This is a genomic window from Marinicella sediminis (assembly GCF_002000055.1).
Taxonomy (GTDB): Bacteria; Pseudomonadota; Gammaproteobacteria; order Xanthomonadales; family Marinicellaceae; genus Marinicella; species Marinicella sediminis.
Map to the genome: position 1 here is coordinate 212950 of NZ_MVBD01000004.1, position 14073 is coordinate 227022.

The 14073-nt window shown below is 49.3% G+C and carries 11 protein-coding genes; 4 read left to right on the top strand and 7 right to left on the bottom strand.

Annotated features, from left to right (window positions below):
- Positions 1-6 precede the first annotated feature (6 nt).
- Entirely contained in the window at positions 7-1824 is a 1818-nt protein-coding gene (rpoD, locus tag B0475_RS07380; RefSeq protein ID WP_077411165.1) for an RNA polymerase sigma factor RpoD, read from the top strand.
- A gap of 73 nt (positions 1825-1897) precedes the next feature.
- Here rpoD and B0475_RS07385 read toward each other — a convergent pair whose 3' ends face one another.
- Entirely contained in the window at positions 1898-2701 is an 804-nt protein-coding gene (locus B0475_RS07385) for a peptidylprolyl isomerase (RefSeq protein WP_077411166.1), read from the bottom strand.
- Complete coding sequence (locus B0475_RS07390; protein ID WP_077411167.1) at positions 2698-2976, bottom strand: BolA family protein; 279 nt, start codon at positions 2974-2976, stop codon at positions 2698-2700. Before B0475_RS07390 ends, B0475_RS07385 begins: the two co-directional genes overlap by 4 nt.
- 75 nt (positions 2977-3051) lie before the next feature.
- On the opposite strand from B0475_RS07390, the gene arsC reads away from it, so the two are divergent.
- The gene (gene arsC / locus B0475_RS07395; RefSeq protein ID WP_077411168.1) at positions 3052-3405 is read left to right on the top strand and encodes an arsenate reductase (glutaredoxin); all 354 of its coding nucleotides are present in this window, start codon (positions 3052-3054) and stop codon (positions 3403-3405) included.
- The gene (gene wrbA / locus B0475_RS07400) at positions 3402-3974 is read left to right on the top strand and encodes an NAD(P)H:quinone oxidoreductase (protein ID WP_077411169.1); all 573 of its coding nucleotides are present in this window, start codon (positions 3402-3404) and stop codon (positions 3972-3974) included. Before arsC ends, wrbA begins: the two co-directional genes overlap by 4 nt.
- Here wrbA and B0475_RS07405 read toward each other — a convergent pair.
- Positions 3963-5411 (bottom strand): CPBP family intramembrane glutamic endopeptidase, encoded by a 1449-nt coding sequence (locus tag B0475_RS07405; RefSeq protein WP_157892776.1) that lies wholly within the window; start codon positions 5409-5411, stop codon positions 3963-3965. The two genes, wrbA and B0475_RS07405, sit on opposite strands and share 12 nt — an antisense overlap.
- A 35-nt stretch (positions 5412-5446) precedes the next feature.
- On the opposite strand from B0475_RS07405, the gene B0475_RS07410 reads away from it, so the two are divergent.
- Positions 5447-7468, top strand: coding sequence for a DUF7452 domain-containing protein (locus B0475_RS07410; RefSeq protein WP_077411171.1), 2022 nt, complete (start codon positions 5447-5449; stop codon positions 7466-7468).
- Here the strand turns inward: B0475_RS07410 and B0475_RS07415 are convergent, their stop codons facing one another.
- From B0475_RS07415 to B0475_RS07430, 4 genes are all read right to left on the bottom strand, one after another.
- Positions 7469-8041, bottom strand: a complete 573-nt coding sequence (locus B0475_RS07415; protein WP_077411294.1) for a Maf family protein — start codon at positions 8039-8041, stop codon at positions 7469-7471.
- A 4-nt stretch (positions 8042-8045) separates the two neighbouring features.
- Complete coding sequence (locus B0475_RS07420) at positions 8046-10898, bottom strand: serine/threonine-protein kinase (protein ID WP_077411172.1); 2853 nt, start codon at positions 10896-10898, stop codon at positions 8046-8048.
- Positions 10899-10900: 2 nt separating this feature from the next.
- Complete coding sequence (locus tag B0475_RS07425; RefSeq protein ID WP_077411173.1) at positions 10901-11467, bottom strand: ECF-type sigma factor; 567 nt, start codon at positions 11465-11467, stop codon at positions 10901-10903.
- Between the two features lie 183 nt (positions 11468-11650).
- Entirely contained in the window at positions 11651-14056 is a 2406-nt protein-coding gene (locus tag B0475_RS07430) for a penicillin-binding protein 1A (protein ID WP_157892777.1), read from the bottom strand.
- Between the last annotated feature and the right edge of the window lie 17 nt (positions 14057-14073).

Sequence of the window (14073 nt, forward strand, 5' to 3'; positions counted from 1 at the left end):
GAACCTATGGCAACAGAAAAACAAACATCTCAAATTAAACTCTTGATCCTGAAGGGAAAAGAGCAAGGATACCTGACCTATGCAGAAGTGAACGACCACCTGCCTGATGACATCATTGAAACAGATTCAGTGGAAGACATCATTCAGATGATCAACGACATGGGCATCCAGGTCCTGGAAGAGGCACCAGATGAAGACAGCATCATTCTGAATGACTCAACAGCCAAAGAAGATGATGACACCGCTACAGAAGAAGCCGTTGCTGTGCTTTCCGCTGTGGATCCCAGTATCGGCCGGACCACAGATCCGGTGCGTATGTACATGCGTGAGATGGGTTCTGTAGAACTGCTAGAACGCAAAGATGAAATTGCCATTGCCCAACGCATCGAACGCTGTGATCATCTGATCATGGAGTCCTCCTTCATGTTTCCACAAACCATCAAAACCATCCTGGAGTATTTTCAGGATGTATTGAATGAAGACCTGAAGATTGAACAGTTCATCACTGATATTTATGACCCGCATACCGAAGCGGTCATACCAAAAGTCAAAAAACCCACCGATCCGGTAGACGAAGATGAAGACGAGGAAGAAGAAGTTGTTGAACAGGGACTTGACTTTGACGAAGTCACCAAACGCATCAAAGCGGTGGAAAAACTGTTTGCAAAATTCAGCGCCTCTGTTGAGAAAAATGGCCTGGGTGAAACCAATCAGAAAAACTTCATGCGCCAAATTGCTGACATTTTGGTGGAATTCAAATTCTCTCCCATCACCATGCAGGACATCATTTTTGATGTGAAGCAAGTGCAGGATTCCATTCGCAAAATAGAACGCAAAATTCTCGATATTGCGGTCAGCCAATGTAAATTGTCCCGACAAAAATTCATCCGCTCTTTCATGAACAAGGAAACTGATCTCAACTGGGTTGATGACCGCATCAAAGAAGGCGGCGATTCCGTGACCATGCTGGAAATTTACAAAGATGAAATCATTGGGCTGCAGAACAAACTGACCCGCATTGAGAAAGCATATTCGTTACTGATTCCTGAAATCAAAGCCATCAACCGTAACATCACCGTTAATGAAGCCAAATCGAGGCGTGCCAAGAAAGAAATGATTGAGGCAAACCTCAGACTGGTTATTTCGATCGCTAAAAAATACACCAATCGGGGTCTGCAGTTCTTGGACCTCATTCAGGAAGGCAACATCGGCTTAATGAAAGCCGTAGAAAAATTTGAATACCGTCGGGGTTATAAGTTCTCAACTTATGCCACCTGGTGGATCAGACAAGCGATCACCCGCAGCATCGCAGATCAGGCCAGAACCATTCGGATTCCGGTGCACATGATCGAAACCATCAATAAGCTCAACCGGGTTTCCAGACAATTACTGCAAGAAAAAGGCCGTGAAGCTACCCCGGAAGAAATTGCCGAAATCATGGAAATGCCTGTTGGTAAAGTCAGGAAAGTCATCAAGATCGCCAAACAACCAATTTCCATGGAAACCCCGATTGGTGATGATGAAGATTCAAGCCTGGGTGATTTCATTGAAGATGGCAACATCCTGTCACCACTGGAATCAACCACTGCAAATGGTCTGACCAACACCGTTACCAACCTGCTTTCCGGGTTGACTCCCAGAGAAGCCAAGGTTTTACGTATGCGGTTTGGAATTGACATGAATACCGATCACACCCTGGAAGAGGTCGGCAAACAATTTGATGTGACGCGGGAACGAATCAGACAGATTGAAGCAAAAGCCTTGCGTAAACTGCGCCACCCAAGTCGCTCAGAACAGTTACGCAGTTTTATGGACCTGAATTGATCAGCCAACCATATTGTGAGACATAAAAAAGGCCTCAATTGAGGCCTTTTTTATGTCCGAACCCGATACGCAGTTAGTTTTTGTCTTTGATAATCACTGCTTTGGCTTTGACCTGAGACAGTTGCTTAAAGCGTTCTACCACTTTTTGTTCCAGACTTTTTCTGATGCCAGCTTTGACGGTATCATATGCAGGCGGTTGCGCCTGTCTCTTGTCCTGCAAATACAACACATGTGCACCATATCGGCTGATGATCACCTGTTCATACAACTGTCCTGCTGACAAAGTTTCCAGTGGCTGATGAAAGGCTTCTGGTACCTGCTTGATGTTTACCCAACCAATGTCTCCGACATTCCTGGCCTGGCCCACCTGTTGCAAATACTGTTGCTCTGCGATCAGGTAACTGGTGCCCGCTTTGATTTCATCCAGTGCAGCAATGGCCTGCGACTCATCCTGAAACAACAGGTGACGGACATGATATTCCACACCTTTTAATTCACTGGTAACCCGATCATATTCAGCTTTGACATCGGCATCACTCACCGGGTTATTTTTCAGGTGGTCCTGAACCATTAACTGAGCCAGGGCCTGGTCTTTGAGCAAGTCAATTGACTGTTGCTGCACCGGGGCTAACTGCAATCCAGCTTTGTTGGCCAGGTTTACCAGAGCCTGTTGTTTGATCAATGCATCAAGCGCCTCGGTCTGCTGCTCTTCGGTGGGACTTCTGACTGCATTATTGAGCAGATAGGCCTGCACCATTTGCTCGGTGATATTGACTTCACCGACCTGAGCCAGCACAGTCGATTCGTCAGTGATTAAGTTGTTTTGCTGACAGGCTGTGGTTAACAGCACAACCATAAGTATCAATGTGTTTTTCATAATTCCTCTTCTGTTACTGCCTCTACTTCCAGGGCATGAATGGCCCCATTTTCAAACAACGCTGTCAGGGCCTGATACACCATCCGGTGCCGTTGAATACGGGTTTTGTCTTTGAATTCACTGGCTGCGACTTTGACCGCGAAGTGGCCACCCCCGGACTTGGCGCCGGCATGTCCCACATGCAAATGACTGTTGTCTGTGACTTCGACATGCACAGCCCCCCATTGTTGCAATATTTGTTCAATCTGAATGACTGTTTGACGATGTTTTTCCATGTTTCACACTGGCATGACAAGCCCCGCATTATAACGTACAATAGCCAACTTTGATTTAAAAAAACCCACCAGAACATGCCTCAATACACCATATATCACAACCCAAGGTGCTCCAAGTCAAGAGCCACATTGCAACTACTGAACGATCACGGTGCCGATATGCAAATCATCAAATACCTCGAAAACCCACCATCAGTCACCACCCTTGCTGAACTGGTACAGGCCCTTGATTTACCTTTGCGGTCAATTCTGCGCACCGGAGAAGCAGAATACCGTGAAGCTGGATTGGCTGACCTGAAACTGAGTGATTCAGAACTGCTTGAGCTGATGCACCAGCACCCCAGGGTACTCGAACGCCCGATTGTCTCCAACGGCAATCAGGCAGTTATTGGCCGCCCTCCAGAAAACGTGCTGGCCTTGCTGTCATGACAAAAGTTCTGGTATTGTATTATTCAAAACGGGGCAACACCCAAAAAATGGCCCGACTGATGGCCAGAGGTGTGGGCTCAGTTGAGGGCTGTGAAGCCATGCTGAGGACAGTCGAGTCTGACCTTCCAGGTGCGGAAAAACCAACTGAAGCACTGGTCACAGAACAAGACATGAAAGACGCAGATGCACTGATTATTGGCAGTCCAAGTTACTTTGGCAACATGGCCTCCCCACTGAAGAAATTCATTGATACCACAGGCAACCTGTGGTTTTCAGGTGACATGGAAGGTAAACCTGCCGGGGTGTTTTGCACCGCATCCTCATTACACGGCGGCCAGGAAACAACATTGATCAACATGATGATCCCGCTGTTGCATTTTGGGATGGTGATTGTTGGTCTGCCCTATTCAGAAAAATCCTTGTTGTATACCCAGTCAGGCGGCTCTCCATACGGTGCGACCCATTGGGCTGATTTTGAATCGAACCGAAGCTTAGACCAGAATGAAAAACAACTTTGCCTCGCCCAGGGCAAGCGCATTGCACAAATGGCTCAGCAGTTAAAAGAATAATCCTATGCGGGCTGAACCCAGCCAGGCTTCAGGGCTGACCTCATAGAACAACAAAGCCAAAAGCGCATGAGAAAAGGCATTCAAATATATATTTCGGTATACCAGCCAGCTCCATGACCAAATAAAGCCACCGAGCAATGTGGCCAGCATCAGGGAATGATTGGGTGCGTGAATGATGGCAAACAAAACCGCCACCAACCAGGCTGTGGTCAGGTCAGAGGTTTTTAAATGGGTTTTCAATTCATCGCTGAATACCGGACCCAGCAGCGTTTGTTGTATCAATGCCCATAAAAAGTAAGCTGGCAACTGTTGCACAAAAGACAGCGGCAAGGACAAGCCATAGACGACAGCCAAAAACACCAAAATTATCATCAACCAAAGGGGCCAACCGGCCTTTTCGACACGCCAGATACGTCCGGCATAAACCAGCAACAGCACCAATGACAACCCCATCACGGCCGTGCGTAAGTGGGCGGCCAATGTGAGTGTGATCACCTGGTGTAACACAAAAATCAGCACAAACACCGAACTGACCAGAACCCAGACCACCAGGGGAGCCTGTGGATTGACCTGCCATATCAGAAACAACATCACTAACCAACCGACAGCCAGCCACAGCATGGGAGACACCGTGTTGAACACAGAAAAAGTCATGAACTGATGACTGATTCCATTGTTGTGTTGTTCATCCAGATGATTCATTCGATTGGTCACTGCGCAACTGAGCCAGTCTTTATATGCATCCTGACAATTGATCACTTTGGGCATCAGCCATTGGCGTGGCTGGTATTGCGGTAAGGACACCCCGCGAACTTCTACCGTTGACTCTGCAGACAGGTAAAACCGCAACACCAAGCCATTGAGCCCCCCAAGACCAGTCCATTGCAACGGCTTACCAATGGCTTTACCCTGCTCATCCAGCAAAAACCATTGCCAATCGGTCAGTTGCAATGGGTTTTTCAGCTGGCTGAGATTCATCGGTGGGGCATAATAGAATTTCCCCTGGTCCTGATTCGAAAATTCCAGCCTGACTGTCGCTTCTTTGGCGCCAGCTCCATTGAGCTGCACATCAACACTCAGCTGTTGGTATAACGTGGGATCAAAATCACGGGAATCAAACGCCAGTGACATAACAGGCTCACTGTGTAAACTGACAAAACCCGATGTCACCTGTTGCCAGTCATTGTCAATGTCACCGACCAAATCTTTGGTACCGCTCAATGGCCAGTTGAAGTGATGATTGATGCGATCCATTTGTTGTTGCACATTAAGGGTCCGCTCATTCAGTTTGCCTGCCACATACTCCTGGGAAAAGCACCACATAACAACAAACACCATGGTGGCCATCACCCAGTGGATGACTGCTTGTGAAGCGCTGCTCTCAGTTGTGTATTTACCGGCCGTCATGTCATGTTTTGTGAAAAGGTTACGAATCATGTGAATAACTTCATTTTAAAATTTCCGGGCTCATCATGAAATACTTAATTTTGTTAATCACTATCTGCTGGGCAATTTCATCCCAGGCATTGACGGACTGGCCTGCCGGACCGGCACCCTGCAACGGTACATTACAGGCCTGTGTGGATGGCGTCAGTGAGGGCGAAGTCATCCGGCTCAATACCAACAACCTCATTTTTGAAACCATCACGGTATTTAATCAGGTTTCTTTGGTGGCCGGTAATGGCTACCAACCCCAGTTTGGTATTGGACATGGCATTGAAATTTCAGCCGCCGCCAACACCGAACGAACCATCAGAATAGAAGGCCTTACTTTCAACAGTGGGCGCATCTCTTATCACCACTTCTCTGGTTCAGTGGCCGATGTCAACCTGGTTATCCGGCACAACCAAATCCTTAACAACAATTTTGAAAGTGAAGCCATCAGGGTGATCAACAGCAGTAACAACCATGTAAGCCTGACCATTGACTATAATCACATCACTTATGAACGGTCCACCAGTTCCAGTGAACCCAGGGGGGCCATCAACATCAGAACAGGTTCTGCCAGCAGCACCACGTTGGGCACCACCGATGGGCGGATCTATGGCAACACCCTGTCAGCCAAAGGTGCCGCCTCCGTTGGAATCGGCATATTCAATTACACGGACACCACAGCAAACCTGAACATCGCCGGGAATGAGATCACCGGTGGCGCTGATGGCGGAATTTTGATTGAACGCCCCACCGGTAATGGCACGAGCTCGGTGAACATCGGTAACAATGCATTTTACCAATTACCAGATCACTCACTGAACAAAGGAGTTCGCCTGAATGGATTAAGTGGCGAAATTGATGCCGATGTGGTGAATAATTCTATGATCGGGGTATATGACGGTTTGTATGCCAGAGAATCTGCCGGCGCCACAGTCGGGGTGTACTTTTACAACAACCTCATCACCCGCGGTGGCACTCCAGTAAACATGAATGCAGGAACCCAAATGACCAATGACCACAACCTGTTCCACGCAAACAGCTTTGTCGATCCTGATTTTGTACCCGGGCCAGCACACATCACCAGCAATCCATTGATCATGGGTTTGTACAATGGCAGACTTCGGTCCGACTCACCTGCCATTGAAACTGGCGAAGGTCTGGCCTTGTTGACTTTAGGAGGCACCCCGCTGGTGGATGCCGATGGCACCAACCGGTTTAAAAAAGGGAATGACTCACCCGGCGCTCAATTGATCGACATTGGTGCCTATGAGTTTGGCGATGTGTATTTCTCACATGAAGCCAGCAGCGGTTCCAGCCACATCAGCAACTTAGACCATCCCAACATCAACGGCAACAGCAGCCTCGATGACATACACATCACATCAAATTACAGCCCACCCGGCGAAACAGGGGTTTATAACAATGACCATGAAGGCATCTATTACAGCAGCGGATTGTGGAGAATTTTCAATCAGGGAATCACTGACATCGCTGCAGGCGCTTCATTCAATGTGCATCAATTCGGCAACATCACAAACACCATTGAACACACCGCCACTGACGCCGCTTCAAGCAGCACCCTCCTGGATCACTCAAGCCTGAACAATCAGCCAGACCGCATCGTCCAGGTCACCCAGCATTGGACCGGCACCTACAACCCCCACCCCATAGGTGCGTTTTATTTTGGCACTCGCTGGGTGATCAATAATTTTGACCTGGTCAATATTCCGGTGGGTGCCAATTTCAACATACACAGTCAGCCGCCGAGTAAAAGTGCCTGGATTCACCGGGTCTCAGCAGCCAATAAATCAGGACACATTACCTACCTCAACAACCCATTGATAAATGGCGTGGCTTGCGCAGAACTCCAGGTCACCCAAAGTGGGGCCGAGGGCGTATTTAACGATGCCCCCATCGGTGTGTGGTTTGCCGGCAACAGCTGGACCATCTATAACCAGGACATTTCTGACATGCCTGAAAACAGTGCCTTCTATATCAATGTGAATCCGGCTCAGATCGCTGAGTGTACTGACCTGATATTTGCCAATGGCTTAGATTGATCAGGGTATGTTTAATCCGGCCTGTCGCAGCCATTCACACAATTGAATCAACGGCAGGCCCATCAAAGCACTGGGATCAGTGGTGTGTACTGCCTTGAACAAGGTCAGGCCTTTGCACTCCACTTTGAAGCCTCCGGCACAGTCCAAAGGCTGATCAGCGACCACATATCGCTCAACTTCTGCATGCGTCAGTTGTCGAAAATCAACCCGGGTCTGATCCAGGTATTCGAGCCACTGATTATCTGCTGTCGCCACACACATGGCGGTATAAAAAGTCACCTTTTTGTTTGAAAACCCCAATAACATCTGACAAGCCCGTTCAACTGTGTGCGGCTTGCCAAAGATTTCTCCATCACAGGCACAAACCTGATCTGAACCTATCACCAAAGCTTCAGGATGTTTGGTTTTGATGGCATTGGCCTTGCTGCGTGCCAGACGGGTGGCCAATTGCTCTGGACTTTCACCACACAGAACCCGTTCATCGACATCTGGCGAAATGGCCATGAATTCCAAACCCAGCTGTGTCAATTGTTGTTGCCGGTATCGAGACCCCGAAGCAAGAATCAATGTCATCACTTCATCCTTGTGGTTTTTCCAGCGCCTGTAATTGTTCAGCAAATGAGGCCGGCAACTGTTGATTTTCAAGCAGTAATTGCTTAACCCTGTCAATCAACTGAACAGCCTGATCTGGTTGATCAACATGCTGATAAAAGGCGATCGATTTCAGCATCTGTGCGACCGTTCTGGGTGCCTCTTCACCCAATAAGTTTCTGGCTGCCTGCAAGCTTTTGTCTTTGTATAAACGGGCCTGCTCTGATTGAGCATCTTCCAGATACAGGTCTGCCAATGAATTGTATGCGGTGATCACCCGTTCATTGTCATCCTGCCAGGATTCATGGTTGATCACCCGTTCCATTAACTGGATGGCGGCAGCCAGTTCACCTTGCTTTTGATAAATCCTGGCCAGGGTGAAATGTCCTCCTATGGTCAACGGGTGCCCTTGCCCCAGATCTGCCATGGCATTGACCAGCAAATCTTCACCCAGCAAACGGGCTTCATCAAGACGCCCCACATCACCATACAAGCGCGCCAAAATGGTTTGCGAATAGATGGTTGATCGGTGCGAAGCACCCAATTCTTCCCGCTGGGTCTCATACAATGGTTTAACTGTGCTGATGGCCTCATCATACTGTCCGTTCATGTTCAGCAGCGCGACCAGGTTGGTTTTCACATCCCATGATTCCGGGTGGTCTGCTCCCATCGCCTGATCAAACAGGCGGGAGGCTTCCCGCATGCGCTCAAGGGCGTTTTCAAGATCGCCACGGACATAGGAAATCACAGCCATCAGATTCATTGCACGTGCCGTGGCCTGATGGGTTTCACCGTTGACCGTCTGGGATAAGTTCAACGCCCGTTTGGCAAATTCACCCGCTTCTTCAATGGCCCCGGTGGCCCGGCTGGTGCCCGCTCTGGTGATGTAAGCCTGCACCAAAAAGGGGTGTTCTTCACCCAAAACCGTTGTGATGTTATCGATCAGCGATTCACTGTATTTGATGGCCTGGTCATAATCACCCACATCATTGAACAATTCCACCAAATCATTTTGTGCAGCCAGCACCATGGTGTTGGTGGGCCCCAATAAGGGAGTCAGGGAGGTCAGTTCCTGCTGCAACAATTCTGCGGCGCGGGGGGATTCAGACTGCAAAAACAGCACATTGGCTACCTGACGACTGGCCTGCAATTTTTGTTTGTGCAATTGCAAAGCAGCAAACTGACTGACGGCCTGCCGTGCTTCATCAAGTGCTGCAGCATAATCGCCATTGAAACTCAGCATTTTGGCATGTAACAACAACCATTCAGCCTGATGAGCTGGTTGCTCAAGCAATGGCCGAACTTCAGCCAATCGGCTCTCTGCAGCTGCAAATTCATTCTCAGTGAGCAGCACATCAATTTCACCCAAGCGGGCATTCATGGCCCGGGCATCGAGTTTCAAAGCCGCGGCAAAAGTGTCTTTGGCCGCGGGGTACAAACCCAATTGCGACTGGGCTGTACCCAATGAAGAAAGCAATTCAACCTGGGTGGCCTGATCTGAAAAATCCTGTTGCTTAAGTTCAGCCACAGCCTGGGCCAGCAAATCCCTGGCCAGGATGCGGTCTCCCTGAGACTGATCCGGATTAACCACACTGAACACCCCCAGCATGAAATCTTTCACCTCAAGGGCCTTCAACGCTTCACCCCTGGTTTTTTCAACCTGGTGCGCCAGCAATGTCACGCCCAACAACGACATCACCACCAGGGTAACCAACGTCGCAAACAGGGCACTGCGTCTTTGCGCAAACTTTTTACTGCGGTACCACCATGAATCAGGACTGGCCATGACTGGTTTATTATCCATCCAGGCCTGCAGGTCCTGAACAAATGAATCCATGTTGCGGTAGCGCTTTTCGGGGTCTTGCTGCAAAGCCTGATTCAGGATGTTGCGTAAGTCCGCATCATCAATTCGTGATTTAAGCAGTTGTCTGACGTGTTCTTCATCCTCGGCGCAGGATTTCAGCAACCGGTCTGCAGGCAATGGCGATTCACCAATCAGCAATTGCAAGGCCACCACCGCCAGTGAGAACACATCGGTGGTCACTGAAATCTGCCCGGAATTGATTTGTTCAGGCGCTGCGAATGTCGGTGTCAGAGCCATGATGGTGGTTTTTTGCGGCGCTTCAGCGCGGGTCATCAGTTTGGCAATCCCAAAATCCACCACTTTTAACTGACCTTGCTGATCGACCAGCAGATTCGACGGTTTGATATCGCGGTGCACAATCAGATTATGATGAGCAAAGGCAATCGCCTGACCGGCGGTGATGATAAATGCCAACTTCCGTCGCCTGCTCAATTGGTGTTCAGCAGCATATACATCAATGTCCCTGGCTTCTTCGATCAGGTCCATTACAATGTAAGGAGAACCTGATTCACTGGTGCCCCCGTGGTGCATATTGATGATGTTAGGGTGTGTCAGTTCCGCCAGGATGTCCTGCTCAACCGCAAACCGACTGATCAGCGCCGGCGTCATCACTGATTTTTTGAAAACCTTGATGGCCACTGGTTTCTGTCTTTCACCATCCAACCGAACCGCGCGAAATACCCTGGACATCCCCCCTTCGCCCAGGGCCACCTCAAGCCGGTAGTCCCCCAGTTGATCGTCAGCCTGGTAGTCAGCCTGATCTGAACCGGCTGTCAGCTCAGGTGTTGCCCATTGTTGCAGGTATTGACTGGACTGATTTCCTGAACTGATCAGCGCCAGCACCATGCTCTTGATGCCGTCATCCAGACCGGTCATGCCATTGAGCTTATCCAGTGCTGCGGAAACTGTCAGGTCCATCAGTTGCTGATAAACCGCGTTGGCTTGTTTCCACTGAGTCACGTTGATGTCATTCATAATTATGCTCCACTGGTTTCTTCGCTCATTGCCAGTAACAAGGCTTTGGCCTGCTTCCAAAGACGCATCACCTGACGCTCGGATTTATCCATGGCCGAGGCCATTTCGCTGAATGTGAGATTGAATATCAGTTTATGGTGCAGCACTTCAGCCAAAACCGCATCCACTTGTTCAATCTGATTCAACCATTTATCCAACTCAATCAATTTCAGTGACACATCCTCGGCACCAACCAGGTCAGTGAGCTGATGGCTGATACCCAATTCCTGGCGTTTTTGGCTGGACTTGGCCCGTAACACATCAATCAGGTACAAACGCATGCTTTTGGACAAACAATTGAGGAAATGCCGTTTGCTTTCTATGGGTATGTGCTGTGCCTGATAGAGTTTCAGGTAACACTCATTGGCCAGCACTGTGGGGGTGATGGTTTGTCCTGGGTTGAGTTGCTTGAGCTGATATCCGGCTATGGCCCTGATTTCGCCATACAAACGGGCGAACACCTCATTGAGGACTTCTTTGTCCCCCAACGTGACCTGATTGAGTAAAACCGTGATTTCATTGATTCCCATGATGAGCCACCGCCAATAAATTGAAACTTCATTTTAGCAAAGCCCCCCGTAATAGGTAACATCGAAGCTTAAAATCACCACTTGTGTCACAGTTAGCCACCTGTGATCAGCAGGTATTCAGTCAGAAATGACCATTCAAAGCCTGTTGAGTGAAGTGTCACACTGGGGTTCATGAATCATGGGTCAGAACAAATCATCGTAATCGGCACTGTCTTCACCAGCCTGCTCCTCCGGCAACTCGCCCACTTTGAAGTACTCCTGAATGCCATTGGGTTGTCCGGGTTTCAATAATTTGCCGGTTTCGCGATCCACCCGTGCACTGACAATTCCTGCGGGAACCGGGCGTGAATATTCAGCTTCATCACTGAGCGCCACAGCCATGTAGTCAATCCAGATTGGCAATGCTGCCCGGCCACCGACTTCACCCCTACCCATGGGTTGCGGGGTGTCGAAACCCACCCAAACATTGGTGACCACATTCCGCTGATAACCGTTGAACCAGGCATCCATCTGGTCATTGGTGGTGCCGGTCTTACCGGCCAGGTCATTGCGGTTAAGCACCTGCGCTTTGGTACCGGTACCGCGTTTGATGACGTCTTGCATGAATGATTCAATGATGAATTGATTTTCAGCAGGAATCACCCTTGGTGCCGGTTTCACAGGCGCTGGTTCAGCCAATACATCAGCCGATTGCCAGGACAAATCGCCGGCCAACTGACCAACATCGGAACCTGACTCATCACCGGTGGCTGACATCACCGGATCACATTCCGGGCACACCACTTCACCCTGGTGAACATAGACCGGATCACCAGTTTGATTGGTGATGCTTTCAATCAGATAGGGTTTAACCAAATAACCACCATTGGCAAACACAGAAAATGCCTGGCTCATGTCAATGATTGGTACATTGGGACTGCCCAGCGCAATCGATAAATCAGCGGGTACGTCATCTGGATTAAAGCCAAATTTAAGGATGTGGTTGCGGCCATTGCGAATACCAATTTGGCGCAAAACCCGTATGGACACCAGGTTTCGGGAACTGACAATGCCCTCCCTCAGACGAGTGGGACCAAAGAATTTTTCGCTGTAGTTTTCCGGGCGCCAGGTGCGCTCCAACTGATCATCTTCAAATACGATTGGGGCATCATTGATGATGCTTGCGGCATTCAGTCCATGCTCCAAAGCACCTGAATAAACGATGGGTTTAAACCCTGAACCAGGTTGTCTTTTCGCTTGGGTGGCCCGGTTGAATTTGCTCAGGTAATAATCAAATCCACCAACCAGTGCATACAAACCACCGGTGTCCGGATTCATGCTGGTTAATGCCCCTTGAACCTGAGGAATCTGGCTGAGTTCAAATTCCCCACTGTCACCACGTTTGACCATCACCACATCGCCCACTTCCAGGATTTCGGTGAGGTCTTTGGGTTTGTCACCCACCCGGTGGTTGTCCACATACGGCACTGCCCACTGACTGGTTTCAAAACTCAGGGCGATGTCCTGACCATCCCCCAATCTGGCCAGTGATGCGGCTTCATCGACTTCAAGGATCAACGCCGCCTGCAACCCTCCGGGTTGAGGAAAACCGCTGAGTTCTTCAGTGATTTTTTCCAGATCAAAATCGCCATTGAGGTCATATTGCTGAATAGCACCCCGGTAACCGTGGCGTCGGTCATAGGCATGTAAGCCCTTTTGCAGCGCCGCTTCCGCCGCCCTTTGTTTATCTGAGTGTACCGTGGTGACCACATCATACCCATCGGTGTAGGCATCATCCCCAAACTGCTCAATCATGCGGGTACGTACCATCTCCGCCACCCAGGGTGCATTCAATTCAACCACCGGCTGATGCACATAAGCCTGATCTTCTTCCGCCACCGCCTGATCATGCTCCTGCTGGTTGATGAAATCCAGGTCCAACATACGGCCCAATACATAATTCCTTCTTTGTAAGGCCCGCTCCGGGTTGGTAACCGGGTTGATTCTGGATGGCGCTTTGGGTGGAGCGGCCAACATGGCAGATTCAGCCAGCGTCAGTTCATCCAGGGTTTTGCCGTAATAAACTTCTGCAGCGGCAGCCACACCATAAGAACGGTGACCCAGGGCAATCTTGTTCAGGTACAACTCGAGAATTTCATCTTTACTGATGGTCCGTTCCAGTTTAACGGCCAAAAACAGTTCCTTGATTTTGCGGGTCCAGGTCTGATCGAGGGTCAAAAACACATTGCGGGTCAACTGCTGGGTAATGGTGGATCCACCACCCTGTTTTTCGCCGGTGGTAACTATTTGCCAGACGGCACGCAATATACCTTTGATATCAAATCCGGGATGTGAATAGAAACTGGCATCCTCAGCGGCAATATATGCCTGCTTGACCCGCAAAGGAATGTCATCAATGGCCACCGGTATACGACGTTTGGTACCGAACACTGAAATCAACTTGCCATCAGCTGAAAAAACCCGCAAAGGTACTTGCAGACGGTACTCTTTGATTGATTCCACAGAGGGTAGTTCTGGTTCATAATGCTTGTACAAAGCATAAATCAACACCACCCCAAGGACCGCAAAAAACAGACCCAGTTTGGTCATGAACCACATAAATTTCA